The organism is Gordonibacter pamelaeae 7-10-1-b, assembly GCF_000210055.1.
Taxonomy (GTDB): domain Bacteria; phylum Actinomycetota; class Coriobacteriia; order Coriobacteriales; family Eggerthellaceae; genus Gordonibacter; species Gordonibacter pamelaeae.
The window spans coordinates 1,378,852-1,403,552 of record NC_021021.1; the positions used below are offsets into that span (position 1 = coordinate 1,378,852).

The following is a 24,701-nucleotide window of genomic DNA, read 5'->3' on the forward strand; positions in this document are numbered from 1 at the left end:
CCTCGACCGGTTCATCGGCATCGACTTCCTCCCTTCCTTCCGCCACAGAGGTCGCAGCAGAGCATCGCTTCTCCGTCCGTCAGAATCCGAAACGCCACCCTTCCGCCTCGCTTCTAATTTCGACGAACTTCCGGTACGTTCCCTCCTCGGCAAGAAGCTGCTCGTGTGTGCCGCGCTGCACCACGGTCCCGCCTTCGACCACGAGAATCTGATCGGCGTTCTCGATGGTCGCGAGGCGATGGGCGATCACCACGACGGTCTTTCCCCGCGTGAGTTCGGAGATGGCGGATTGGATGAGCGCCTCGTTCTCAGGGTCGACACTCGCGGTCGCCTCGTCGAGGATGACGATGGGCGCGTCCTTGAGGAGCGCTCGTGCGATGGATATGCGCTGTTTCTGTCCGCCTGAAAGCGCGCTGCCGCCTTCGCCGACGAGTGTCCGGTACCCCTCCGGAAGCCCTTCGACGAACTCGTCTGCCTGTGCGCGCTTCGCGGCGTCGATGACCTCGGCGAAGGTTGCGTTGGGCCTGCCGAAGCGTATGTTGTTCTCCACAGTGTCGTTGAACAGGTAGACGCTCTGGAACACCGCGGAGAAGTTCGAGAGCAGGCTGTCGCACGTGAAGTCCTTCACGTTCCTGCCGCCGACGCGGACTTCCCCCGAATCGGCGTCCCAGAAGCGCATCATGAGGTTGGCGATCGTCGTCTTGCCCGACCCGGAAGGGCCGACGATAGCGCACGTCGTGCCCTCGGGGATGGAGAAGCTCACGTCGTGAAGCGTCTGCCCGCTGCCGTCCCGCGCATACGAGAACCCGAGGTTCTCGAACTCGATGTCGTGGCCGTCGAGCGGGATGTCGCGTCCGCCCTCGTCGATGAACTCCGCCCCCTCCAGCTCCTCGAGCCGATCGAGGATGTCGCCCAGGTCCCCGAGCATGTGCGCCGAGTCGTTGACGCGCTCGACGCCCGAGAAGACGGTGAACGAGAAGGCGCACAGCGCCAGGAAGACCCACAGCGGCATGGCCCCGCGCGCGAAGGGCCACGCGGCGCACGCCACCACCCCGACGCTCGCGAGCTTGAAAGCGACGAGGTGCACGACGTTGCGCGGGGTGAAGGCGAGCTCGATGGCTATGCGGGCGTCCTTCAGCCGCTGGATTGTCGCGCGGATGGGCCGCTCCGCCGCGCCGCCGTGCCCGTAGGATTTCGCCGTCCCCAGCCCGCGGACGTATTCCACAATGTCGCTCGTGAGGTCCTCGGTCGCCTTGTGCGCAGCGGGCGTGAGCCTTTGCGAGGCGCGGTTGACGGACGCGAGCGCAAGGCAGGACACGGCGGTGCCCGCCACGGCGGCGAGCGCCGCCGGTGGAGACAGGACGAAGAGGAACCAGACGATAGCGGCGAGGTTCACGTAGCCGTTGATCACCGCGTCGACCATCTTCATCCCCTGCAGCTCGAGCACGCCGAGCTCCGTCGTCGCCGTCGCCAGGATGTCGCCGGTCTTGTTCTGGGCGAAGTACCCGAGCGGGACGCGCTTGAGCACGTTGCCGAGGTCGATCCGCTCCTGGGCGGCGACCTCGTAGCCGATGGACTCCTGCAGGCGGTTCTTGCCGTACGAGAACGCGAACCGCGCGAGGACGCAGCCGACCATCGCCAGAAGCGAGAGCCAGACCCACGAAGGGTCGAGCTGCGAGACACCGCGCGCGTCGTCGGCGACCTGCGCGAGGAGCCACGCGGCGAGCACGACGGGAGCCGCGACCGCCCATGTCATGAAGAACGAGCACACGCACCCCCAGAACAGCCGCGCTCGATACGGCCCGGCCCAGCGAACGATGCGGACAAGGTTCCTGATCATCGCCTGCCTCCTTCCGTCTTCGACACCGCATGCCTCGCTTCCGCCGTCTCCGGTCCTGCCGGCTTAGACCCTGCCGCCCAGTCGTGCGCGCCGACGTGGGCAGCCCACATCCTCGTGTACAAGGGGCAGCTTGCGAGCAGGCTCTCGTGCGTGCCCGTCGCCGCGATCCTCCCGTCGTCGACGACCGCTATCTGGTCGGCGCCCGTGACGGTCGAGAGCCGGTGGGCGATGACGACGAGGGTCTTTCCCTCCGAAAGGCGCGCAATGGATCGCTGGATCTTGTCCTCGCTCTCGGGGTCGGTGAAGGCGGTCGCCTCGTCCAGGACGATGACGGGCGCGTCCTTGAGGATTGCGCGGGCGATCGAGATGCGCTGGCGCTCGCCGCCCGAGAGCGCGCTGCCGGCCTCCCCGACAGGGGTATCGTAGCCGCGGGGAAGGCGCTGCACGAACTCGTCGCAGCACGCGGCGGCAGCGGCGAAGGCGACCTCCCCGTCGCTCGCCCCCGGCCTGCCGAGGCGGATGTTCTCCCTGATGGACACGTCGAAAAGGTAGTTGTCCTGCGCGACGAAGCTCACGAGCCCCGAGAGCTGGTCGAGCGGCATGTCCCGCACGTCGGCGCCGCCAATCTTGACCGACCCCGCGTCGGCGTCCCAATGCCGCGCGATGAGGCGCGCGAGGGTCGACTTGCCCGACCCGGACGGCCCGACGAGCGCGGTGAAAGATCCCTGCGGCACCGAAAGTGAGACGTCGTGGATGACCTCCTCGCCCGCATCGTAGGAGAAGCACACGCCGTCGAGCTCGACCGCGGATCCTTCGACGAGAGCGCTGCGCGCGGTCTCGGGAAGCTCGGGCAGGCCGAGGAACTCAGCGGCGTCCGCCACCGCGTACTCCATCGACTTCACGTCGTTCACGAACGCGGTGAACCGCATGATGGGGTCGACGATGGCGAGCGCGAGGATGACGCACATGGCGAAGTCCGCCGGCGCCAAGCTCCCGCCGAGGTAAAGGGCGATTCCCGCGGGCAGCACGCCGAGCAATGTCGTCGGCATGATGGACGACATGAAGTTCATGGTGACCCAGGTCGAGCGGAACCACTGCATGGTGAAGTCCTTGAACGCGCGCACGGCGCCCGCGTATTTCTCGTAGGAGTCGCTCGCCTGGTTGAACGCCTTCACCACCTGGATGCCCTCGATGTACTCGACGATCACGCTGTTCACGTGGCTGCTCTCCGCCATGTAGGCAGCGTACTTCGCGTTGAACCCCTTGAGGCTCGAGGCGAACACCAAAAGCCCTACCGGCACGCTCGCGAGGCACGCCAAGGCGACCCTCCAGTCGATGGCGACAAGCCATACTGCCAGCCCCGCCGCGAGCACGAGCGAGCCGCCGAGCTCGGGGATCATGTGGGCCAAGGGCGGCTCGATGTTCTCGATCCGGTCGACGAAGACGCTTTTCACGCTGCCGATGCTCTTCCCCTGGACGGTGCCGAGGGACGCCTTCATGAGCTTGCGCACGAAGTCCTCGCGCAAAGATGCCAGGATCGTGTACGCGGAGACGTGGGAGAGCAGGGTCGACGCGCCGAACAGGAGCTTGCTCGCGACGTAGGCCGCTGCTGCGAGGACGAGCCAGAAGGTCGACCCCTCCCAGGAAAGCGTCCCGTCGATTGCCATCGCCATCAGACGGTAGACGCAGTAGAACGGGACGAACCCCACGCCGACGCTCGCCACCGACGCGATGAACGAGAGCGCCATCTTCCCCCGGCACCGCCGAGCGTACCCGAAGAGGGTCCCGATCCACGACCTCCCTCCCGTGCCGTTTCGGGGCGTTTCCTCTTTCGCCATGGCATCACGTCCTTCCCAAGCAAGGCGGACCGACGTCATCCGCCGTCAGCCCGCATTTGTTAGCTTGGGCTTATTATCCGAGGAGGGCCTGCGCCTCTCAGCCCCGTTCGGCCGCGGCTGTCCCATTCGGACGAAAACCGGGCTCTCGGACGAGGTGGCGATACCTGCTCGGAGTGGCTCCCATTGACGACTTGAATGCGACCGAGAACTTCGAGGGGCTGTCGTATCCCACGAGCGCGCCGACCGCCGCCACGGGCATGTCGGTCTCCGCGAGCATCTTCGCCGCCTGTCCCATCCTCACGCCGCGCACGTAGGCGGCCGGCGAGGTCCCGTAGACCCCTTTGAAGCACTCCTTGAACGAGGTGAGCGACATGCCCGCCCGGCGCGCCGCCTCCTCGACCGTCATGCAGGAGGAGAGGTCGGAGACCATGAGCTCGCGCGCCTTCTTCACGCGCGCGACCCGCGAGCGCGGGTAGTAGGCGACGTCCGCGCCCTCGAGCCCGGGGTCGATCGAGTCGAGGAGCAGCAGCGTCTCGAGCGCCTTGATCTGGCAGTACGCCCTTCGCGCGTGGACGGGCGACTCGTAGAGTTCCTCGGCGATGTGGCGCATGCGGGCGCAGTCGCGGACGATGAACGGCCGGCCGTCGCGGCAGAAGCGGCGCTTGAGCTCGCGGAGGTCGACGGAGAACCCTGGCAGCGCCCTCCGGATGGAGGCGGGAGCGCAAGAGAGGTCGAACGAGATCGTGATACCGCGGTAGCGCGACGTCGGGAACGCGAAGCTGCCAGAATGGCGCGTTCGGTCGTCCACCTTGAGGTCTCCCGCGGAGACGTAGGCGTACGAGCCGTCCGGCATGGGCTGCTCGATCCTGCCGTCACGGCACCAGTCGACGCACAGAACGTCGCTCGCCGTCGAGAACGTGGAGAGGTAGCCGTCCATCCCGAAGTCGTTGAACGAGACCGACACGCCCGGAAGGACCTCCACCAGACGCATCTCCCCGAACCCCGATTCGTTGCCGAAAGAGAGCGTTCCCGACTTTTCGCCCCTCATCGACGAGAGGGTTTCGGCCAGGTCGGGCGGGGCGGCGCTTCCCTCGGCGAAGGGGAAGGCGCCGCCGTCGCCGGCGAAAATGCTCTCCGCCGTCCTAGCCATGCGCACCGCCGTTGCCTCCCTGGGCGCATGCGAGCTCGAGCACGTCGTCGCAGCAACGGTTGAGGAACTCCAGATCGTGCGTGACGAGGACGATGCAGGCGCCGTCGTCGGCGAGGCGCCTGACGAGGCGGGCGACCTCCACCATGCGGTCGAAGTCCAGGCCGCTCGTCGGCTCGTCGAGCAGGAGCAGGCGCCGGTCGGAGAGCAGCGCGCACGCGATGGAAAGGCGCTGCTTCTGACCGCCGGAAAGCGCCATGGGATGCACGTCCTCGAGCCCGGAGAGGTCGAGGGTGCCCAAAAGCTCCCGGACGCGCGAGGCGGCCTCCCCGTCGTCGCGCCCGCCTATCGCCAGCGCGCACTCGTTCCAGACACTGTCGCTGAACAGCTGGTGGTTCACGTCCTGCATCACGAGGGCGGCGGTCCGCCGGCACTGCTTGCGGGCAAGCGGCGTGCCGTCGAAGGAGACCTCGCCCAGGCTCCCCCGCTCGAGCCCCGCTATCCCCCGCAGGAAGGTCGACTTCCCGGCACCGTTCTCCCCGAGGACCCCGAGCACGCGCCCGCGCGGGACCGCGGCGTCGACAGGGGCGAAGACGGGCATCCCCTTGCGGGCGACCGTGAACGAGGAGAGGACGAGGCCCGAACCCGCCTTGGCCCGATCGCCTGCGGCATGCCCGCTCCGTCCGGCAGCCCTGCCTGCCGCCGCCCCAACCTCAACCTTGAGCGCCTCGGCGGGGTCCACGGCGCGCAGGCCGAGAATCTCCCGCTCCTTATCGCTTAAAGCGAAGAGCTCCTCCGGCGAGAACTCCCGCACGATGCGCCCGCCTTCGATGAGCACCGCGCGATCGGCAAGGTCCGCGGCGAAGTAGAGCCGGTGCTCCGCGATGACGACGCTCTTGCCGGCGGCGAGCACGGCGGCGATCTCGTCGTGGAGTGCGCGCACCGAGGAGGCGTCGAGGTTCGCGGTCGGCTCGTCGAGGACGAGCACGTCGGGCTGTGCCACGTCGACGGACGCGAACACGAGGCTCTGCTTCTCGCCGCCGCTCATCGTGCTCACGTCGCGGCCGACCAGGCGCTGCGCCCCGAGCGCCTCCACCGTCTCCTCGATGCGACGCTCGATCTCGTCGACGGGAACGCCTCGCGTCTCGAGCCCGAAGGCGAGCTCGTCGTTGGACGTCAGGCAGAAAAACTGGCTCTTCGGGTTCTGGAACACGCTGCCCACGTGCTCGGCGAGCTCGTACATCTCGCATGCGGAGGGGTCGAGGCCGCAGACGCGCACCTGCCCCTCGAGCTCGATCCCCGACTCGAAGGAGGGGATGAGCCCGTTGATGCATTTCGTGACGGTAGTCTTGCCCGACCCGGACCTCCCGATGATCAGGACGCACTCCCCGCGCCGGACGTCGAGGTCAATGCCGTCGAGGATGCGCTTGCCGGAGGCTGTCGTGCAGCCGACCCCGGAAAGCGACACCACCGTTTCCCGTTCCTTCCCGCGCCTCATGCGGAGCCTCCGAACAAGGCGACCGCGGCCACGGCGAGCGCCGAGATCGCGAGCACCGCCCAGTCGGCGGCGCGCATCGAGAGGCGCTCGGTGTCGGTCGAAGGCGCGGGGTTCTCGATGCCGCGGCACGTCGCGGCGCGGGAGAGCTCGTCGGCGGTCGATGTGGCGGACATCACGAGCGGCACGACGAAGCACTCTGCCCTGCTGCCGGCGGGGATGGAGCGCAGCGACATGGCGTCCCTGATGTGCGCGGCCTCCTCTTTGAGCGTGGGGAAGTAGCGGAACGTCACCGTGAGCGGGATGAGCACCGACTGCGGGACCTTGAGCTTCGCGAGCGCGGCGCTGATCCGATGGACCGAGGAGTCCGAGACCAGGAGCGCGCCCGTCATGAGGCACAGGTAGATCTTCCGCGCGAACGTAAAGCTGATGGTGAACATGGTCGCCGCCGCCCCGCCGACATGAGGGAACACGACGTAGAGCACGCCCATGAGCGCGGCGTAGGCGGCAACGAAGCCGAGCGCCATCCTGACGTGGCCGCAAAGCGTCTGGAGCAGCCCGACGGCGACCACGAGGCAAAGCTCCGCGGTCACGCCCTTGCCCATGAAGGCGAGGGCGGATGCCGCGAGAAGGACGCCCATAAGCGTGCGCGGATCGAGCGCGAGCGCGCCCCTGCGAGGTCTGCCGCCCAGGATGGTCCCGCCCTGCGGGACGGGGCCGGCTGCGGTCATTCCTTCGCCTATCACGCCAGGCCTGCTTTCGTGAAGTGCTTCTTGAACATGCCGCGGGCGATGTAGGCGCCCACGAGTCCCGCCACGAACGTCGTGACAAACATGGCGACGAGCATCGCGGGGTTCGCCGCCGTCTCAAGGGCGGCCAGGTAGTCGGTGCCCATGCCCTGGGCGGCGATCTGCGCCACAAACGAGTCGTGGAATGCCCACAGCGGCAGGGGGCTTCCGCACATGCCGAACCCGAACACGGCGTACGCGAACGTGTTGCCGGCGAAACTGCGGTACTTCGTCGCCGCCCTGATGACCTCCGCCACCACGCACGCGCCGACCATCATCCCCAGGATAAGGGGCGTGAACATGCCGGTGATGAAGTAGACGAGGGAGGGGACCATACCCATGATGAGCACTGTGCCGGACTTGGGAACCTTCGCGCAGGCGAGCATGAACGGGATGCCCGCGAGAAGCGCGTCGAGCGCAGGCATGAACACCCAGAGGTACGGATGGAGTCCGGAGAGGAGCATGCAGACAAAGTTCACCACGAAGTACAGCGCGGTGAAGATACCAATCGTAATGAGGTCGCGGCCCTTCAGGGCGCGCGATTCCGTTGTCTTCTGCTCTGAGTTTCCCATTGTCACTCCTTTAGTTAGATTATGGTAACTTAACAGGGGCAGTATTAGGTACCGGCATCGCAAATCCTCGCCCGAATGGTCGCCAATGTTCCATATGGACATAAGATTTGCACGCGGGCACTCTTCTTTGACGTTCTCCAACTTCTCTCCAAGTACCTGAAACGGTGACAGCGGACCCCTGTTCCGGAACAAACCTCCCCACGCAGCGGCACGGGGCGTACGCTCCATGCGAAACGCGCGATCGGGGAGGTGCGAAGGCGAAACCTGGGACGGCGGCGCCGTAGCACGGCCGCCCTGCACCGCAAGGGTGCGCCGGGCCCTCAGCGCACCCTTGAACCCTCGCGCGGATGGTCCATCATCGGCGTGTACGCGCTTCGGAGAAAGGGGACGGGAATGATCGAACTGCACGGCGACCTCGGGGTGGACGAGGAGCGGCTGCGCGCCGCGGACCCCGACGGGCTCTACCTGTTCGCGCTCGAGCGGTATCCCTATATGATGACCTCCGCCCAGGTCGCGGAGTTCACCTGCGCCACCAGCCAGGAGGTGCGCCGCCTCCTCGCCCGCGGGGAGCTGAAGGGCTGCCGCGTGGGCAAGAAGTGGCTCGTGCCGAAGCTCGCCCTGCTGAACTACCTGTACAAGGGCGAGGGCCGCGAGGGCCTGCAGTCCGCCTGACGAACGGCACCCCCCATGCAGCTGCTCCACTGCGACAAGCCGTACAACCTCGACGAGGCGGCCGCGAGGCGCGGCACGCCGCGGCGAAAGCGCAAGGACTCGCGCACCACCGCCTACGAGCTCACCATCCGCATCCCCGAGGAGCACCGCCGCCACTTCGGCGGGAAGAAGAAGCTCACCCGCGTGGTGTTCGCACTCAACAAGAAGGTCGACCTCAAAGGACAGGTCCGCGCCTTCGAGGAGGAGAAGAACGCAATCCTCGACCTCGCGCTCGAGGCGCGGGGTGGCGGGTCGCTCGACTCCGCCGCCTGGGCGGCGATGCCCTTCGGGGAGTACGCGGAGAGGTACGTCGAGCGGCGGGCCGGGGTGATCTCCCCCGCGTCGACCGCCAACGAGAGGCGCTACCTGAAGTACGCCAAGGCGACGATAGGGTCGATCCCCCTGAAAGAGCTCGTCGCCGAGGACGTCGAGCGCTGCGTGCTCGCGGTGCCCCGCCTGTCCGAGGAGTGGGCGCTCGAGAAGAGGAGGCGCGAGGAGGAAAACAGGGAGAGGCTGCGGCAGGAGGGGAGGCTCAAAAGGAGGGCCCCCTTCTCGCCCGTGCGCGTCGCCGGGCCGGCGATGCAGTCCAAGGTGCTCAAGTTCGTGCGCGAGGTTCTCAACGACGCCGTCGACCGCGAGCACGTCGGGCGCAACGTCGCCAAGAAGCGCTTCCTCTCCAAGAGCTTCAGGAAGGGCAGACCCCTCATCGACCCGCTGATGGAGGACGAGGCGGGGATGTTCCTCGAGAAGGCGTCGTCCCTCCCCCTCGGCATGACCAAGGTGGCCGTGCTCGTTCTGTTCTCCACGGGCATGCGCCCGGAAGAGATGCTCGCCCTGCGCGTTGGGGCCTTCGTCCCCGCCGGGGAGGGGGGCGACGCGCAGGTGCGGATCGTTGCGGCCCAGCGCGCGGGGAGGATAGAGAACTACACCAAGTCCGACAGCTCGATGCGCACGGTCCCGCTCGACCGGTACACGGCGTCGGTCGTGGAAGCGTGGATCGAGGAGAAGAGGCGCTCGCTCGACGAGATGGGGCTCGTCCTCAGGAGCTCGACCCCTCTTCTGGGGGAGACAGGGAACCCTTGGAGCTACAACTCGTTCAAGAAGAGGTGGAACGCGTTCGTCCGGAAGGCGGGGTTCGCCGGCACGAGGCCCTACGCCTTGCGCCATACGTTCGCGACCATCAACCTCGCCCGGGGGGGGGGAACATAAAGACGGTTTCGGTGCTCCTCGGGCACGCCGACGCGTCCTACACGCTCGACCTGTACGTCGGGTTCATCCCGGCGACCACGAGGGGGCTCGCGAACCGCTACGTCGGCAGGCTCGTCCCGGGACTCGTGGACGGCGGGGGAAAGCATGGACTTAAGGAGGATTTCCGGTGACAAAGCTGCGCGATACGCTATACTGTCATTCGCTTGATTGCGGGCGTGGTTCAATGGTAGAACTTGAGCTTCCCAAGCTTACAACGCGGGTTCGATTCCCGTCGCCCGCTCCAGACCTGACCGGGCATCATCGCTTCTCGATGGTGCCCGTTTTGCATTTCAAAGGGGGTTAATTCTTCCAGTATTTTCCAGTATACTTTCCAGTATCTGGTAGTTGTAATATCTGTCATTCAAGAAAGGGGCAGGTCAGAAGGTATTTTCGAACCGCAGGACGGCTTGCAGGGCAAAAGCTTCCCAAGCTTGTATTCGCGGGTTCGAGTCCCGTCACCCGCTCCATCTAAACCACGATCCAAGCTTCGGCTTGGATTTTTCGTTTAAAGGCGAAAGGATGCGCTCATGACAGACGCAACGACGCCCAGGTTCGACACCTTCGTGTTCGACCTCGACGGCACGCTGCTCGACACGCTACCCGACCTTGTGGTGCTCACGAACGCCGTGCTGCGCGAGTGCGGCTTCCCCGAGCGCACGTCCGCCGAGGTCTTAAGCTACGTTGGCAACGGCGTGAAGGCGCTCATGTACCAGGCTGTTCCCCAGGATGCCGACGAGGAGGCTGTCGAGGCTGCCATGCGCCGTTGGAAGGAACTCTACCCGCAGTACGGGTATCGCCTGACCAAGGCCTACGAGGGCATTCCCGAGACGGTTGCCGAGCTCGAACGCCGAGGGGCACGGCTCGGCGTGCTGTCGAACAAGTTCGACGCAGGCGTCCAGGAGGTCGTCGGCGTTTACCTGCCCGGCCTGTTCGCGGTGGCGCACGGCGAGAGCGCCGACATCCCGCGCAAGCCCGACCCCACCGGGCTTCTGCGCACCATCGAGGAGCTGGGGTCGGTTCCCGAGCGTACCGTCTACGTGGGCGATTCGACGGGCGACGTGGCCGTAGCCCGCAATGCCGGCACCTACGCCGTAGGCGTCACCTGGGGTTATCACGAAGCCGAGCGGCTGCGTGCGGCGGCGGCCGATTTGGTGATCGACGACCCGCGTGCGCTGCTCGACTTGCTCGGGTAGCCGCCAACTGCAACAAACTGCCGGGAAGGACTGCCGTTATGGCTAGAAAATCGACCACCTTCGTTGTGGTGAGCTGGGCTCTCGTGGCGCTTTGCGCCGGCTTTATCTTCTTCATGTCGTCGAACACCGACACTGGCTTGAACGACGGCCTCGGGCTGTTCTCGCGCATCTTCCAAGACCTGAAAGCGCTGCAGGCGCAGCTGCTCGGGCCCGAGGTGGACGTGGTATCGTCGATCGCCCACTTCTGCGAGTACACGGTTCTCGGCGCGTTGCTGGCGAATGCCCTGCGCTGCCATATGCCCTTGCGCCGCGCCTGTCTCGTGGCAGTGGCCTGCGCCAGCCTGTACGGTGCGTCCGACGAGTTCCACCAGCTGTTCGTGCCGGGGCGCATGTGCGATCCGATGGACTGGCTCGTGGACACCGCCGGCGCTGCTCTCGGGTCGGGGTTGGCTTATCTCCAGCTTAGGCGGAAAGGGCGCGAAGGCAAAGAGCAGCCGGGGGAGGGGTCGCTTACGGAGGGGGAATGAAAGTCGGGGAATGGTCAGATGAGGCGCGCATGGCGCTTCGGTGCATTCTGCACCGGTGCTTCGCCCGGATCGGTGAGCAACTCTTGCGGCGTGGTCTCCAGCGCTTCGGCCAGACGGAGGATGACGGAGAGGCGCGGGTCGGCCGTGCCGTTCTCGATGCGGTTTAGGAAGGGTCGCCCCACGTCAACCATCAGGGCGAACTTCTGCTTCGTGATCTTCGCCTGCTTGCGGAGACGCGTGACGTTGCGCCCGAGGATGACGGAAGCCTCGTTTCTGCTGTCCAGCGCTGCATGAGATGCGCTCGCGGTCTGTCCGACGTTGTTCGCCATGTGGAAAAGCCTAGCCGCTCTTGCGCCTGATACCGTAACCGCCGGAATACGATTCGGGTAATTATTGGAAAAGGGACAGGGCATGGGTCGCTATGGACCGTTTGTCCCTATAGCATGCCATTTTTATGGCGCTTCGCCCATCGATGATAGAATGTAAAAGTATATTGTGCGGTTGTGCATACGACCTCGAACGATAGGGTTGAAACACCCTCGAGGCCGGTGCCGGAGGAAACGCGGTGCCGCGCATGCCCGCCGGCTCTGCGTTCCGCTTGCAAGCGGTTGAGCCAAGGCTGTTGAGGAGAAGTACATGGCGTCACGAAACTCTCGCACCAACCGACCGGCTGCCCGTTCCTCGCGTGCACCGCAGTCGGCACGTGCCGTGCGTTCGGCAAAGGCGGCCCAGTCGGGCCGTATCGCCTCCCGTGGGACCGCCGAGCAGTTCTCCCGCGACCGGGGCCCGCAGCAGGCCAGTCCTTCCGCCTACCGCTCGGCCTACACGCCCGGCAGCCAAGGTCGCAGCGCCAATACCGCCTATTCCCGCCAATCGGCTGCAAGCCAGTACTCACGCAACAACCCCCAGTACTCCCGCAACGCAAACCGCCGCATGAGCCGCGGCAAGAAGGTGGCCATCGGCGTTCTGGCCGCCGTCCTCGTGGCCGTCGTGGGCTGCGGCACCGCGTTCGCCCTGTACGTGAACTCCATCAACAGCGAACTGATCGGGGATATGACCTCCGAGGAGATGCAGGCCATCCAAGACGTGCTCGCCCCGAAGAAGAGCTTCGACGAACCGTTCTACATGATGCTCGTGGGATCCGACGAGCGCGCCGGAAGCGACGAAGCCGGCGCACGCTCCGACACGAACATCGTCGTGTACGTCGATCCTACAAGAAACCAGGCCAGCATCGTGTCCATTCCGCGCGACACCATGATCGACATCGACAATGTGGGCATTTCGAAGTTCAACGCCGCCTACAACTACGGCGGCGTGTCGTCCACTATTCGCGAGGCCAGCCAGCTGCTCGGGGTGGATATCTCGCACTATGCCGAGGTGAACTTCGAGAACATGGTGCAATTGGTCGACGCGGTGGGAGGCGTGGACGTGGAGGTGACGGAGCGCATCGACGACACCGACGCCGACAACACCACGGACAACCCGAACGGCAAGCGCATCATCATCGAGGAGGGCTTGCAGCACCTCGACGGCGAGCAGGCACTCGTGTTCGCGCGCAGCCGCGCCTTCGTCGATGGTGACTTCACGCGCACGGCCAACCAGCGCAAGCTCATCATGGCGCTGGTGAACAAAGTGCTCGACATGCCCGTCACCGAGCTTCCCGGCGTTATCCAGGGTGCGGCGAAGTGCGTGACCACGGACCTGTCCGTCACCGACATCGTGGCCCTGGCCGAGCAGTTCAAGGGCAAGGGCGACCTGACGGTGTATTCGGCCATGGCTCCCACCGTGTTCATGGATCAGCTGGTAAACGGCCAGTCGTTCGTGCTGAACGATCCCACCGCCACGAAGCAGATGATGAAGACGATCGAGGAGGGCGGCGACCCGAGCACTATCGTGGGCGTCAGCGGTGTGGGACCCGGAGGCTACACGAGCGGATCGGGCTATTACAGCGAAGGGTCCTATGATGACTACTCCGACACGGGATACGCTGCCTAGCGTGTACGCCGGTATCGTGCGAAAAAGTCTTCTTGGGCGCTCGCTTCCTCTTCAGAGATGCGGGCGCTGTCGCGTAACGGAACGCATGCACTTGCATGGCAACCTTGTATTTTGCCCTGGCCGGGAGCATACTATCGAATTCGGGGGCACCCCTTGGACATGCGCGTCCGCGCGAGAGCAAGGAAAACTGACCTGATGGCCGAGCCAACCGATACCAAATATGAAAACCGGCCGCTCCGCTGGCGCTGGTTCGGCTCCCCACGCACTGTCGCCGTTCTCGCTGCATCCATCCTCGTCGTGGGAGCGATCATCTACGGCGTGTTCATCGCATACTCGGTTTCGTTGGGCGAGGAGTTCAACAAGATGTCGGCCGAGGGAATGAACGACTTCACGGCGGCGCAGAAAATCGAGTCGGAATCATCCATCGGCGAGATTCGCAACACCGTGCTCACCATTCGGACGTTGGCAGAATCGCCCGATATCGACCCCGAAGGCGAGGTGTTCACTGATTTTCTGGACTCGTGGAACGAGCGATCGTCCTTCGGGGTGACCTACGTTTCCATCGCCACGCTCGAAGAGGGCGTTGACGATTCGAATCGAAAGGAAAGCGATCGCGAGATCTTGAGAAGGCTCAAAGCCGGCGAGAGCGTCGTGTCGGACGTGCGCAAGTCCAACCGGCTGGACGGCTACTTCTACAGCATCGCCGAACCGGTGGTGAAGGACAACATGGTTGTGGGCGTGCTTCGCAGCATCGTGGATGCGCACACCCTCATCGATACCACCCAGATCAAGTCGTCGGTGACGCTGCTGGGTTCCGTGCTCATGAAGGGCGACGGCACCATTATCGTCGACTCCGAGAAGTCGGAGCTCTACGATGGCTCCAACCTGTACGACGTGCTGCGCAGCCAAGGGTATGCGGACGCGATCGTAAACAAGATGCAGGAGAACGTAGAGAACGACAGCGACGTTGCCACCCTGGCCATCGGAAAGCGCAACGGCAAGACGACGTTCTTCACCTCGGTGCGCCTCAACGAGAACGATTGGACTATCGTGAACTTCACCGAGGAGAACACGATAGCCGAGCATTCCCAGGTCATTCTTCACGACACCGTGGTGGCGGGAACGGTTCTCGTCGTTATCAGCACCATCGCCTGCATTGTGGTCGCCCTGGTTATCGGCAGGTTTCGCCGTCGTGCCCTGCGCGAGGCCGATCGGTATGCCGTGCTTGCGGAGTTCTCGGACGCCGTGCTGTTCGAGTATTCGTATAGCGATGACGTTTTGGAGTTGACACCGAACGCGCGCAGCGTGTTCTCGCTCGACAGCCTGCGACGCGAGCACTACTTGGAGCGCGGTATCCCGCTCATCGATTTCCACGAAGAGGACGTTTCGCTGGTTGGGGAGATTCTCGAGAACCCTGCACCGTCGGGCGAGGCGCGGCACGCTATCGTCCGCGCGCGCACGCTGACCGGCGAGTACCGTTGGTTCTCCATCAAGTGCCGATACCTGTACGAAGGGCAGGAGCCCTACGCCGCGGTGGGGAAGATGGTCGACATAACGCAGCAGCGCGCCTTGGAGGAGCAGCTGGTGCGGCAGTCGCAGATAGATGGTTTGACGAAGGCGCTCAACAAGGTCACGGTCGAAGAGAAGATAGCCGCATCGCTTGCCGCACACGATCGCGGCCTGCTGTTCATGATAGACGTGGACGACTTCAAGCAGATCAACGACAGCAACGGGCACCTTGTGGGCGACCAGGTGCTCGCTGCCATCGCCCGTGCGCTGTTCGACGTGTTCCGCTGCGACGATCCGGTCGGGCGCGTCGGCGGGGACGAGTTCGTGGCGTTCGCGCGCGGTGCCGACGAAGCTGACGTGGTTGACGCCAAGCGGCGCGCACTGCGCGATCGCACCGAGTTCATCACGAAGGACTTGGGCGTATCGGTTTCCCTCAGTATAGGAGTGGCGCGCTACCCGCACGATGGAAAGACCTATCAGGAGCTGTTCGATGCTGCCGATCGTGCGATGTATCGGGAAAAACAGGAACGCGACGGGGCATAGGGAACGGCCCCCCGGTTCGCTGCCGAACCGGGGGGCCGTGGGCGGTGCGCGTGGCGCGGAGGGCGCCGAATTCGCGGCTGCTCGGCCTGCTAAGCCGTGACTGCAGACATGGCGTAGCCGTCAGGGTTCTGCGACTGCCAGCGCCAGCTGTCGGCGCACATGCGGTCGAGGTCGTACTCGGCCGTCCAGCCCAGCTCCTCGCGCGCCTTGTCGCAGGCGGCGTAGTTCTCGGCGATGTCGCCTGCACGCCGCGGCTTCACCTCGTAGGGCAGCTCCTTGCCGCAGGCACGCTCGAACGCATGCACCACGTCAAGCACGCTCGAGCCCGTGCCGGTTCCCAGGTTGAAGATGCCCACGCCGCGGCGGGTGCCGTCGCTGGCCGGTTCGCCGGCCAGCGTGCCCAGCGTGCTGGCCGCGCCCGTGCCCACCTTGCCGCCCATCCAGTCGAGGGCCGCCACGTGCCCGCGCGCGAGGTCGACCACGTGGATGTAGTCGCGCACGCCCGTGCCATCCGGCGTGGGGTAGTCGTCGCCGAACACGCCCACGCGCTCCAACTTGCCCACGGCCACCTGCGCCACGTAGGGCAGCAGGTTGTTCGGGATACCCTTCGGATCTTCGCCGATGAGCCCGCTCTCGTGCGCGCCGATGGGGTTGAAATAGCGCAGCAGCACGACATTCCATTCGCCGTCGCCTACGTACAGGTCGGTGAGCACCTGTTCCAGCATGCTTTTCGTCTGGCCATAGGGGTTCGTGGCCTCGTGCTTTGGGCAATCCTCGGTGATGGGGATGAACTCGGGCTCGCCGTACACCGTGGCGCTCGACGAGAACACGAGGTTCTTGCATCCGGCCGCACGCGCCGCCTCGCACAGCACGAGGGTGCCCGCCACGTTGTTCCAGTAGTACTCGAGCGGCTTCTGAACGCTCTCGCCCACGGCCTTGAAGCCGGCGAAGTGGATGATGGCATCGATGTCGTTCTCGGCGAACACGCGGTCGAGCGCTTCGCGGTCGAGGATGCTGGCCTCGTAGAACGCCAGTCGATCATCGCCGACGCCGGTGATGGCCCGCACGCGGTCGAGCGCAACCTCGCTCGAGTTGCTCAGGTCGTCCAGCACGACCACGCGGTATCCCCGGTTCAACAGCTCGACGCACGTGTGGCTGCCGATGAACCCGGCACCTCCTGTGACCAGCACGCAGGTATCCGAGGGTCCCTTAGCAAGGCTTCTGTTCGCCATGGCATTCTCGCTTTCGTTTCCGGCGGCCGCCGTGCCGCGCACAAGCTTTTCTCTTGCGGCTATTGTACCGGCGATGGCGTGCTGCCGGGCGATTTCGTCGAAAGCAACATGAGTGGCAGGCAGGGAGAGGCAAGGGGCTGACTCTGCGGCATTCATTAATTTATACAAGAACAAAGATATTCTTGACAAAGTATAATAAGTTCGATAGTATAATCGGCGAGCAAGAGAAAAACTCCTCCACTCTTCTCTCTCCACTCGTCCAGATCGAGGCCGCTCCCCCCGCGGCCTCGATCTGCGTTTTCCGTTCTGTGCTCACGGGCGGAATCCCTCCCTTGGCTTGCACGCCTTCCCCGTCTCCCCATCCTGCCAGCGTTCAATTTTTTAATCGTCTTTCGGCTCAGTGCGACCTGCTCCGTCGCTGTTCGGCGCGCATCTTCCGGCCGATGTTTCACGTGAAACAATGCCCGAAGAACGGGATTCTATTTTGCCGTAATCCTTTTAGCGAGTGTTCCCTCTTCGCGCGTATCGAAAATTAAGCGACGACAAATCGTGCCGAAAGCGAGACAACGAAAAATCGAGGTTAAGAACGAGGTGGTGAAAACGAGGGAGGGGTATGAGGCCGATGCTCGGCCAGCGAATGCCCGCGAACAGAGCAGGAAGCGCACAACGAAAAATTCATCAGCCGAAAAAGGATGAAAGACTCGCTTGCGGAAACTGTTGCTGAATTTTTCGCTGTTGCGTCGGTGATGATCCTGCATCGTTTTGGCGGGTCTTGGCGATGAGCCTTATAATGTGTGGAAATGCGGACGGGCGTGCGCCTTTCCGCAACCGAGGCTTCCCGTGTGGAAAGGACTACCTGTGGCAGACATACACTTCGGCACCGATGGATGGCGCGCCATCATCGGTGAGGATTTCACGGATGACAACCTGGTGCGCGTCGTGGACGCGGCCGCGCGCGTCTTCAAGGAGGACGCGGTGGCTGCCGGGCGTCCCGCCGACGCCCCCGGCACCCTCATCGTCGGGCACGACTGCCGCCAGGATGCGCATGCCTACGCCCGCCTTGCGGCCGAGGTTGCGGCGGCGCACGGTTTCCGCACGCTGCTCACGCAGGATTACTGCCCCACACCCACGCTCTGCTGGTCGGTGGCTCAAGACGCCGACGCCGTGGGCGGCATCATGCTCACCAGCAGCCACAACCCTGCCGAGTACCTGGGCGTGAAGCTGCGCATGGCCGACGGCGGCGCGGCGGGCAAGGAGTTCACCGACCGCGTGGAGGCCGTGTTGCCCGACGCTGCCACCGCCGAGCGCGGTGCCTGCGAGGAGGCCGACCTCATGACCGCCTACCTCGATGCTCTCAAGCGGCGCGTCGACGTGGGTGCCATCCGCAACGCGAACCTGCGCGTGGTGGTGGACCCGCTTTACGGCGCCGGTCGCCACTACCTGGCCGATCTGCTGCGCGACCTGGGCGTGGAGGTGTGCGAGATCAACAACGCCGAGGACCCGACCTTCGACGGCCTGCATCCCGAGCCCATTCCGCCCTGGGTCGACCGCTGCATTGCGAAGGTGCCCGAGCTGGGCTACGACGCCGGCTTCATCAACGATGGCGACGCCGACCGTATCGGCGCGGTGGACGAGCACGGCAACTTCGTGAACCCGCACCGTATCATCACGCTGCTCGTTTCGCACCTGGCCGAGGACAAGGGCCAGCACGGGCGCGTCGTGTCCACCATCACCGCATCGGCCATGCTCGCGCGCCAGTGCAAGCGCCTGGGCTTGGAGCTCACCAGCACGCCGGTTGGCTTCAAGTGGATCTACGCCGAGATGGAGAAGGGCGATGTTATGCTGGGCGGCGAAGAGTCCGGCGGCATCGGCATACCCACGCACGTCATGGAGCGCGACGGCCTGCTCATGGCTCTGCTTTTGGCCGAGACGATGGCGCAGCGCGGTATGAGCCTGGGCCAGTTGGTGGACGACATGTTCGAGAAGGTGGGCAAGCTGGAGTTCGAGCGCCGTGGCCTCTCTATCACGGAAGCGCAGATGGCGGGCTTCCGTGCGAACATCGTGCCCGGCTATGCGCCCGACGAGGTGTGCGGGAAGAAGGTCGTGGACGTTGACCGCCGTGACGGCGTGAAGTTCTACCTTGAAGGCGATGCTTGGGTCATGATGCGCCCCTCCGGAACCGAGCCGCTCGTGCGCGTGTACGCCGAGGCCGAGACGGTGGATGAGGTGCGCGCGTTGCTCGACGCGGCGGAGGCCGTGGTGAGGGCGTAGCTAGCGCTCGCCGAACCGCGGCAGCTTCTTCAGCAGCGCCCAGGCGGCCTGCTTGCTCTGCGCGTCGTCCAGCATATGCTCGAACGACTTGAATGCCACGGCGTCCCGCCCGAACAGGCGGCAGGCGCCATCGAGGGGAACTTCCTGGCGATAGGCGGCGCCGAGTGCCCGAGCGGCTTCGGCGTCCGCCGCCACAACGATCAGTGGATCCAATCCTTCCAGCAGCAGGAACAGCGCCTGGCCGTCGAGCGCGGCATCCCCGGCAGCACCATCGGCCCGTAGGACGACGTACGTGCAGCACGCACACCCGTACCCGAGCGCGGCGGCCGATTTCTCGAGCGCACTCCGCGCTGCGTCGCCGAGCCGGGCCGCGCTCGCCACGCATACGATGCCCGTCCGCGCGCCATCGAGGTAGGGCGCGAACAGATCCCATGTCTCTTCGAGCGTCACCTCATACATGTTACCATTTGCGGAATTTTTCACACTGTCCCTTGCGGTCGCCGGGCGTTCCACGTATAACGATCATGATAGCAAGAACCGACGGCAACGGCGAGGCACCCTTCCGCGCGCCCCGCGAACGACACAGGAGGCAGCCTTATGTGCACCAACGGAGTGAACACCGGACAGCTCGAGCAGATGATCGAGCAGGTTGACGACCATGTGAAGCTGGAGCGCCGCTGGGCGCACACGCTGGGGCATCTTGCGGGCGACGCCGGCTTCGCCACCGTGTCCGAGAAGATGCATGCCGCCCAGGCCTTGCTCGACGATGTGCGCGCGCTGCTCGGCGAGGCGAAAGACGCCCTCGAGGACGATGCCGCTGCAGCCAGCAACGTCACCGTCAACCTGGTTTAGGGCACGTCGATGAGCAACGATCTGATGCGGTTCTCGGTGGCCATGCCCGAGGACCTGCTCGTGCGCTTCGATAGGCTCGTTGCCCGCCGCGGATTGGCCAAGAACCGCAGCGAGGTCGTGCGCGACCTCGTGCGCGATGCGCTGGTGGAAGAGGAATGCGCCACGCCGGGCGCCGAGGTCATGGGAACGCTCACCATCGTGTTCGACCACCATGCCAGCGACCTGCAGGAGAAGCTGCACGCCATCCAGCATGAGTACTTCGAGTCCATCGTGTCTTCGATGCACGTGCACCTCGACGAGCACAATTGCCTGGAGGTCATCGTGCTGCGCGGCGAGACGGGGCTCGTGCAGGATATTGCGAACCTCATCTTGGGCACGAAGGGCGTGAAGAACGGGCGCCTCGTGGTCACGACCACGGGACAATATATATAGGTAGGGCGTTCCGACGGCCTGACAGCCATCGGAGCGGGTCGACGCTGCGGCTTCGCGTGATGCCCGATCTCATCCTTTGTTCGCTTGCCCTCTCGTGCAAAGCACGTCCGGCCGCGAAACAGGGGAGATCGCGGGCACCACGGGAACCCTCGCCGACTTTGCAGGACGTGCGGTGTTTCACGTGAAACATTCGTTCGCAACTATCGAAGGCAAGGAGCGTTATGGATACCACGGTCATGTTGGGGCACGGCAGCGGCGGGACGATGATGAAGCGCATCATCGACGATGTGTTCTTCGCTGCTTATGCGGGCGAAGAGCTGCTGCGCGGCGACGATGCCGCGGTGCTGCCCGCGCCGGCGCCGGGCGAACGGCTGGCGTTCTCCACGGACAGCTTCGTGGTGACGCCCCATTTCTTTCCCGGCGGCGACATCGGGCGGCTTGCCGTGTGCGGCACGGTGAACGATGTGGCCACAAGCGGCGCGACGCCCCGCTACCTGAGCGTGGGCTTCGTGCTGGAGGAGGGCTTCCCCATCGAGGACCTCAAGCGCATCTGCGCCTCCATGGCGGAGTGCGCTCGCGAGGCGGGCGTGGCGCTGGTGACGGGCGACACGAAGGTGGTCAACCGTGGCCATGGCGACGGCGTGTTCATCAACACGAGCGGCGTGGGAACGCTGGCGCCGGGCGTGGAGCTGGGCGGCGCGCAGTGTCGGCCCGGCGATAAGGTGCTGGTCACCGGCACGCTGGGCGACCACGGCATTACCATCATGAGCTGCCGCGAGTCCTTGAGCTTCTCGTCCGGCCTCGAAAGCGACGCCGCCCCGCTCAACCATCTCATCGCCGAGGTGCTGGCGGCGGCGCCGCATACGCGCTGCTTCCGCGACCCCACGCGCGGCGGCCTGGCCTCCACGCTGAACGAGCTGGCATCGCAGTCGGGCACCGACATCACCGTTGAGGAGGATGCCGTGCCAGTGAAGCCGGCCGTGCTGGGTGCGTGCGAGATGCTGGGGTACGACCCCTTGCAGGTGGCGAACGAAGGCAAGATGGTGTGCGTGGTGGCGCCCGACGAGGCCGATGCCGCGCTGGCCGCCATGCGCGCGAACCGCTATGGCGCGGATGCCGCGATCATCGGCGAAGTGGCCTCGGCGCAGCCCGAGCGCGGCCCCAAGGTGTTCCTACGCACGGCGTTCGGCGGCACGCGCATCCTCGACATGCTCGTGGGCGAGCAGCTGCCGCGCATCTGCTGACGTCGGGCGGGCGGATCGAGGTTCTGCAGAGGCCGTTCTGCGGTATGCGGAAGGGCGCTTCCGTGCGGAGAGCCCGTTGGCGTGCGTGCGCCGCTTCCGAGGCGAAAAGTTCCGCCTCTTTCGCGCGCCCCCTCGTCGTTGCCCGCACACACGCAAACGCGCAGCCTTCACGCTGCTCGCGCGCACGCCAAGCATCCATGAGAGAATTCGTACCGCACCCTGAAAAATCGCCGATTTTTCTTGCATTTGCATAGAACCATGGTATCTTGCGGGCAGTAAGTTTTTGGGGAAGTTGCCCGTGTGCTCGCGGGTATTTTGGACGAGAAGGAGAATGATATGTCTCACCCGGTTATCGATGCCGATGAGTGCATTGGCTGTGGCATCTGCGTCGACGCCTGCCCGCAGGAAGTGCTCGAGGTTGTTGGCGGCAAGGCTGACGTTGTGAACGAGGATGCCTGCATTGCGTGCGGCGACTGCGTCGAGGAATGCCCCATGGGCGCCATCCCGGAGGTCATCGAGGACTAACGCCCCGCAAAGCGATCCCCTGTATCGGATCACCCAGCCCCCGCATCTGTGGAAGCAGATGCGGGGGCTTTTGCTTTTTCGGGATATACCTGCAGAGGAGCTTGGTGCGTGCCTGAAAAAACGAAGCGAAGATTCCGTCTGCTGCGTATGCCGCTCAATAAAAGACGCACCCAGGCGCCCGCATAATTACGCACAGATGTTTCACGTGAAACATTGGCCGACGCCTGCCCTTTCCTTGCGCCACCGCCTCCGTCTCTCCATTGCCCGCACACATCGATCCTGCTGGGGCATCGCGCGGGAAACGAACGCATGCAGGGGCCGTAACGCTCTTGTCCCCGCCGTCTCAGCTCCTTCGGTATGAGTATAGTGTGCATTGTTACAAAACATCAACAGCAACCCATGACATAACTTGACAACTAAAGACTTAGATTATATAGTGCAAAACGTCGAAAGAAGATTGAGCGGCAAAGAGTACCCGCCGCCGCCCGATGTTCGGACGGCGAATGGGTGCGCGGCGGCGCACCTCTTTGCATAGAAAACGAACCTCAGAGCACGACCCGGCACGACCCAACAAGGTAACAACTCCAACAGAGAGGAACGATAATGGCTAAGATTCTCGGCATCGACCTGGGCACCACGAACTCCGCCATGGCGGTTATGGAGGGTTCGGAGCCCGAAATCCTCGTGAACGCGGAAGGCGACCGTACCACGCCGTCCGTCGAGGGCTTCCGCAAGGACGGCGAGCGCGTGGTCGGCAAGGCCGCGAAGAACCAGGCGGTCACCAACCCGGAGAACACCGTGTCCTCCGTGAAGCGCTTCATCGGCCGCTCCTATGACGAGACCCCCGAAGAGCGCAAGACCGTGAGCTACAAGCTGCAGAAGGGCAAGGACGGCCGCGCTGTCGTCGACATCGACGGCAAGGACTACACGCCGGAGGAGATCTCCGCCATGGTCCTGCAGAAGCTGAAGAACGATGCCGAGAAGCAGCTCGGCGGCCCGGTGACGCAGGCCGTCATCACGGTGCCCGCGTACTTCAACGACGCGCAGCGCCAGGCCACGAAGGACGCCGGCAAGATCGCCGGCCTCGAAGTGCTCCGCATCATCAACGAGCCCACGGCGGCGGCGCTGGCCTACGGCTTGGACAAGACGAACAAGGACGAGAAGATCCTCGTGTTCGACCTGGGCGGCGGCACGTTCGACGTGTCCATCCTGGAGCTGGGCGACGGCGTCTTCGAGGTTGCGGCCACCGCCGGCGACAACCACCTGGGCGGCGACGACTGGGATCAGCGCATCATCGACTGGATGGCCGACAAGTTCAAGGCCGAGAACGGCATCGACCTGCGCCAGGACAAGATGGCCCTGCAGCGCTTGAAGGAAGCCGCCGAGAAGGCCAAGATGGAGCTGTCCTCCACCACGCAGGCCAACATCAACCTGCCGTTCATCACGGCCGACGCCTCCGGCCCGAAGCACCTGGACTACACGCTGACGCGCGCCGAGTTCGAGCGCATCACGAAGGATCTGCTCGACCGCGTGAAGAAGCCCGTCGAGCAGGCGCTCAAGGACGCGGGCCTCAAGGCCGGCGACATCGACGAGGTCATCCTCGTGGGCGGCTCCACCCGCATGCCCGCCGTGCAGGACATCGTGAAGAAGCTCACCGGCAAGGAGCCGAACATGTCCGTGAACCCGGACGAGGTCGTGGCCATGGGCGCGGCCGTCCAGGGCGGCGTGCTGGCCGGCGATGTGGAGGGTATCCTGCTGCTCGACGTGACCCCGCTGTCGCTCGGCGTGGAGACCATGGGCGGCGTCATGACGAAGATGATCGACCGCAACACCACCATCCCCACCCGCAAGACGGAGATCTACTCCACGGCCGCCGACAACCAGACGTCCGTCGAGGTGCACGTGCTGCAGGGCGAGCGCCAGATGGCCCACGACAACAAGACGCTCGGCAAGTTCCAGCTCTCGGGCATTCCGGCCGCGCGCCGCGGCGTGCCGCAGATCGAGGTCACGTTCGACATCGACGCCAACGGCATCGTGAACGTGTCGGCGAAGGACCTGGGCACCGGCAAGCAGCAGCAGATCACCATCTCCGGCTCCACCGCCCTGAACGACGACGAGGTCGAGCGCATGGTGAAGGACGCCGAGCTGCATGCTGAGGAGGACAAGAAGCGCAAGGAAGAGGTCGAGGTCCGCAACAATTGCGACGCGCTGGTGAACGCCACCGAGCAGACGCTCGCCGAGGTGGGCGACAAGGCCCCGGCCGACGTGAAGTCCGCTGCCGAAGAGGCCATCAGCGAGGCCAAGAGCGCGCTCGAGGGCTCCGACCTCGACGCCATCAAGGCCGCGACCGAGAAGATGCAGCAGGCGGGCTACAAGCTGGCCGAGGTCGTGTACTCCACGCAGGGAGCGGACGCCGGTGCGCAGGCCGCTGCGGCCGAGTCCACGCCGGCTGACGACACCATCGAGGCCGACTACGAGGTCGTCGACGAGAACGACGGCAAGGAAGGGAAGTAACCGCCATGGCCAAGCCGAGCACACCCCCGTCCGGGCGCCCGGCGCAGGGCGCTGGCAGGAGCATCCCCATCGAGGACACGCGCGGGGCGGCCGGGGATTCCCAGCCCTCCGCGAATCAGGCCGACACGGGCACCGGCTCTTCAGCCCCCTCCTCCGAGCCCGGTGCCACCGCCGCGGCGGCCGACCCGAAGGGGCCGGCCGCGGGCAGCGACGCCGACCGCATCG

General features: G+C 65.0%; 21 protein-coding genes and 1 tRNA gene. 13 read left to right on the top strand and 9 right to left on the bottom strand.

Annotation, left to right across the window (positions count from 1 at the left end; all coding sequences use genetic code 11):
• Positions 1-79 precede the first annotated feature (79 nt).
• The 6 genes from GPA_RS06335 to GPA_RS06360 form a co-directional block, all read right to left on the bottom strand.
• Positions 80-1,840, bottom strand: coding sequence for an ABC transporter ATP-binding protein (locus tag GPA_RS06335; RefSeq protein WP_015539338.1), 1,761 nt, complete (start codon positions 1,838-1,840; stop codon positions 80-82).
• Positions 1,837-3,678, bottom strand: a complete 1,842-nt coding sequence (locus GPA_RS06340) for an ABC transporter ATP-binding protein (RefSeq protein WP_049784041.1) — start codon at positions 3,676-3,678, stop codon at positions 1,837-1,839. Before GPA_RS06340 ends, GPA_RS06335 begins: the two co-directional genes overlap by 4 nt.
• Positions 3,679-3,775: 97 nt before the next feature.
• Entirely contained in the window at positions 3,776-4,828 is a 1,053-nt protein-coding gene (locus tag GPA_RS06345; protein WP_015539340.1) for a helix-turn-helix domain-containing protein, read from the bottom strand.
• A complete protein-coding gene (locus tag GPA_RS06350; protein WP_015539341.1) occupies positions 4,821-6,323 on the bottom strand; it encodes an ABC transporter ATP-binding protein in 1,503 nt (500 codons plus the stop codon). Before GPA_RS06350 ends, GPA_RS06345 begins: the two co-directional genes overlap by 8 nt.
• Positions 6,320-7,066, bottom strand: coding sequence for an energy-coupling factor transporter transmembrane component T (locus tag GPA_RS06355; protein ID WP_231847590.1), 747 nt, complete (start codon positions 7,064-7,066; stop codon positions 6,320-6,322). The genes GPA_RS06350 and GPA_RS06355 overlap by 4 nt, the downstream gene beginning before the upstream one ends.
• Positions 7,063-7,680, bottom strand: coding sequence for an MptD family putative ECF transporter S component (locus GPA_RS06360; RefSeq protein ID WP_015539343.1), 618 nt, complete (start codon positions 7,678-7,680; stop codon positions 7,063-7,065). Before GPA_RS06360 ends, GPA_RS06355 begins: the two co-directional genes overlap by 4 nt.
• A gap of 393 nt (positions 7,681-8,073) precedes the next feature.
• On the opposite strand from GPA_RS06360, the gene GPA_RS06365 reads away from it, so the two are divergent.
• From GPA_RS06365 to GPA_RS06385, 5 genes are all read left to right on the top strand, one after another.
• Positions 8,074-8,352, top strand: coding sequence for a helix-turn-helix domain-containing protein (locus tag GPA_RS06365; RefSeq protein ID WP_015539344.1), 279 nt, complete (start codon positions 8,074-8,076; stop codon positions 8,350-8,352).
• Between the two features lie 183 nt (positions 8,353-8,535).
• Positions 8,536-9,600, top strand: coding sequence for a tyrosine-type recombinase/integrase (locus GPA_RS06370; RefSeq protein WP_231847591.1), 1,065 nt, complete (start codon positions 8,536-8,538; stop codon positions 9,598-9,600).
• Between the two features lie 209 nt (positions 9,601-9,809).
• Positions 9,810-9,883, top strand: a tRNA-Gly gene (locus GPA_RS06375).
• 283 nt (positions 9,884-10,166) lie between these two features.
• Positions 10,167-10,832, top strand: a complete 666-nt coding sequence (locus tag GPA_RS06380) for an HAD family hydrolase (RefSeq protein WP_015539346.1) — start codon at positions 10,167-10,169, stop codon at positions 10,830-10,832.
• Between the two features lie 38 nt (positions 10,833-10,870).
• Positions 10,871-11,359: a VanZ family protein gene (locus GPA_RS06385; RefSeq protein WP_015539347.1), complete on the top strand. Its 489-nt coding sequence runs from the start codon at positions 10,871-10,873 to the stop codon at positions 11,357-11,359.
• Positions 11,360-11,373: 14 nt separating this feature from the next.
• On the opposite strand, the gene GPA_RS18005 is transcribed toward GPA_RS06385, so the two are convergent.
• A complete protein-coding gene (locus GPA_RS18005; protein ID WP_015539348.1) occupies positions 11,374-11,688 on the bottom strand; it encodes a helix-turn-helix domain-containing protein in 315 nt (104 codons plus the stop codon).
• 379 nt (positions 11,689-12,067) lie between these two features.
• Between GPA_RS18005 and GPA_RS06395 the strand changes: the two genes are divergently transcribed.
• Together GPA_RS06395 and GPA_RS06400 are read left to right on the top strand one after the other, a co-directional pair.
• On the top strand, positions 12,068-13,354 hold the full coding sequence (locus tag GPA_RS06395; RefSeq protein WP_227154797.1) for an LCP family protein: 1,287 nt from the start codon (positions 12,068-12,070) through the stop codon (positions 13,352-13,354).
• A 195-nt stretch (positions 13,355-13,549) separates the two neighbouring features.
• Positions 13,550-15,406 (top strand): sensor domain-containing diguanylate cyclase, encoded by a 1,857-nt coding sequence (locus GPA_RS06400; RefSeq protein WP_015539350.1) that lies wholly within the window; start codon positions 13,550-13,552, stop codon positions 15,404-15,406.
• Between the two features lie 89 nt (positions 15,407-15,495).
• Here the strand turns inward: GPA_RS06400 and galE are convergent, their stop codons facing one another.
• Positions 15,496-16,638: a UDP-glucose 4-epimerase GalE gene (gene galE, locus GPA_RS06405; RefSeq protein WP_049784259.1), complete on the bottom strand. Its 1,143-nt coding sequence runs from the start codon at positions 16,636-16,638 to the stop codon at positions 15,496-15,498.
• A gap of 858 nt (positions 16,639-17,496) precedes the next feature.
• Between galE and GPA_RS06410 the strand changes: the two genes are divergently transcribed.
• A complete protein-coding gene (locus GPA_RS06410) occupies positions 17,497-18,909 on the top strand; it encodes a phosphohexomutase domain-containing protein (protein ID WP_041239188.1) in 1,413 nt (470 codons plus the stop codon).
• Here GPA_RS06410 and GPA_RS06415 read toward each other — a convergent pair whose 3' ends face one another.
• Positions 18,910-19,368, bottom strand: coding sequence for a hypothetical protein (locus GPA_RS06415; RefSeq protein ID WP_015539351.1), 459 nt, complete (start codon positions 19,366-19,368; stop codon positions 18,910-18,912).
• A 138-nt stretch (positions 19,369-19,506) separates the two neighbouring features.
• On the opposite strand from GPA_RS06415, the gene GPA_RS06420 reads away from it, so the two are divergent.
• The 5 genes from GPA_RS06420 to dnaK all read left to right on the top strand — a co-directional run bounded on the left by GPA_RS06420 (position 19,507) and on the right by dnaK (position 24,476).
• A complete protein-coding gene (locus tag GPA_RS06420; RefSeq protein ID WP_015539352.1) occupies positions 19,507-19,761 on the top strand; it encodes a hypothetical protein in 255 nt (84 codons plus the stop codon).
• Between the two features lie 9 nt (positions 19,762-19,770).
• Complete coding sequence (nikR, locus tag GPA_RS06425) at positions 19,771-20,193, top strand: nickel-responsive transcriptional regulator NikR (protein ID WP_015539353.1); 423 nt, start codon at positions 19,771-19,773, stop codon at positions 20,191-20,193.
• A 221-nt stretch (positions 20,194-20,414) separates the two neighbouring features.
• A complete protein-coding gene (gene hypE, locus GPA_RS06430; protein ID WP_015539354.1) occupies positions 20,415-21,437 on the top strand; it encodes a hydrogenase expression/formation protein HypE in 1,023 nt (340 codons plus the stop codon).
• Between the two features lie 336 nt (positions 21,438-21,773).
• A complete protein-coding gene (locus tag GPA_RS06435; protein WP_041239190.1) occupies positions 21,774-21,962 on the top strand; it encodes an ATP-binding protein in 189 nt (62 codons plus the stop codon).
• Positions 21,963-22,565: 603 nt separating this feature from the next.
• On the top strand, positions 22,566-24,476 hold the full coding sequence (dnaK, locus tag GPA_RS06440) for a molecular chaperone DnaK (RefSeq protein WP_015539355.1): 1,911 nt from the start codon (positions 22,566-22,568) through the stop codon (positions 24,474-24,476).
• Positions 24,477-24,701 lie beyond the last annotated feature (225 nt).

What these genes read in the sequence shown, in the direction of transcription:
- GPA_RS06335 (WP_015539338.1), bottom strand. Translation starts at nt 1,840, where the DNA reads ATGATCAGGAACCTTGTCCGCATCGTTCGCTGGGCCGGGCCGTATCGA.
- GPA_RS06340 (WP_049784041.1), bottom strand. Translation starts at nt 3,678, where the DNA reads ATGGCGAAAGAGGAAACGCCCCGAAACGGCACGGGAGGGAGGTCGTGG.
- GPA_RS06345 (WP_015539340.1), bottom strand. Translation starts at nt 4,828, where the DNA reads ATGGCTAGGACGGCGGAGAGCATTTTCGCCGGCGACGGCGGCGCCTTC.
- GPA_RS06350 (WP_015539341.1), bottom strand. Translation starts at nt 6,323, where the DNA reads ATGAGGCGCGGGAAGGAACGGGAAACGGTGGTGTCGCTTTCCGGGGTC.
- GPA_RS06360 (WP_015539343.1), bottom strand. Translation starts at nt 7,680, where the DNA reads ATGGGAAACTCAGAGCAGAAGACAACGGAATCGCGCGCCCTGAAGGGC.
- GPA_RS06365 (WP_015539344.1), top strand. Translation starts at nt 8,074, where the DNA reads ATGATCGAACTGCACGGCGACCTCGGGGTGGACGAGGAGCGGCTGCGC.
- GPA_RS06380 (WP_015539346.1), top strand. Translation starts at nt 10,167, where the DNA reads ATGACAGACGCAACGACGCCCAGGTTCGACACCTTCGTGTTCGACCTC.
- GPA_RS06385 (WP_015539347.1), top strand. Translation starts at nt 10,871, where the DNA reads ATGGCTAGAAAATCGACCACCTTCGTTGTGGTGAGCTGGGCTCTCGTG.
- GPA_RS18005 (WP_015539348.1), bottom strand. Translation starts at nt 11,688, where the DNA reads ATGGCGAACAACGTCGGACAGACCGCGAGCGCATCTCATGCAGCGCTG.
- GPA_RS06400 (WP_015539350.1), top strand. Translation starts at nt 13,550, where the DNA reads ATGGCCGAGCCAACCGATACCAAATATGAAAACCGGCCGCTCCGCTGG.
- galE (WP_049784259.1), bottom strand. Translation starts at nt 16,638, where the DNA reads ATGGCGAACAGAAGCCTTGCTAAGGGACCCTCGGATACCTGCGTGCTG.
- GPA_RS06415 (WP_015539351.1), bottom strand. Translation starts at nt 19,368, where the DNA reads ATGTATGAGGTGACGCTCGAAGAGACATGGGATCTGTTCGCGCCCTAC.
- GPA_RS06420 (WP_015539352.1), top strand. Translation starts at nt 19,507, where the DNA reads ATGTGCACCAACGGAGTGAACACCGGACAGCTCGAGCAGATGATCGAG.
- nikR (WP_015539353.1), top strand. Translation starts at nt 19,771, where the DNA reads ATGAGCAACGATCTGATGCGGTTCTCGGTGGCCATGCCCGAGGACCTG.
- hypE (WP_015539354.1), top strand. Translation starts at nt 20,415, where the DNA reads ATGGATACCACGGTCATGTTGGGGCACGGCAGCGGCGGGACGATGATG.
- GPA_RS06435 (WP_041239190.1), top strand. Translation starts at nt 21,774, where the DNA reads ATGTCTCACCCGGTTATCGATGCCGATGAGTGCATTGGCTGTGGCATC.
- dnaK (WP_015539355.1), top strand. Translation starts at nt 22,566, where the DNA reads ATGGCTAAGATTCTCGGCATCGACCTGGGCACCACGAACTCCGCCATG.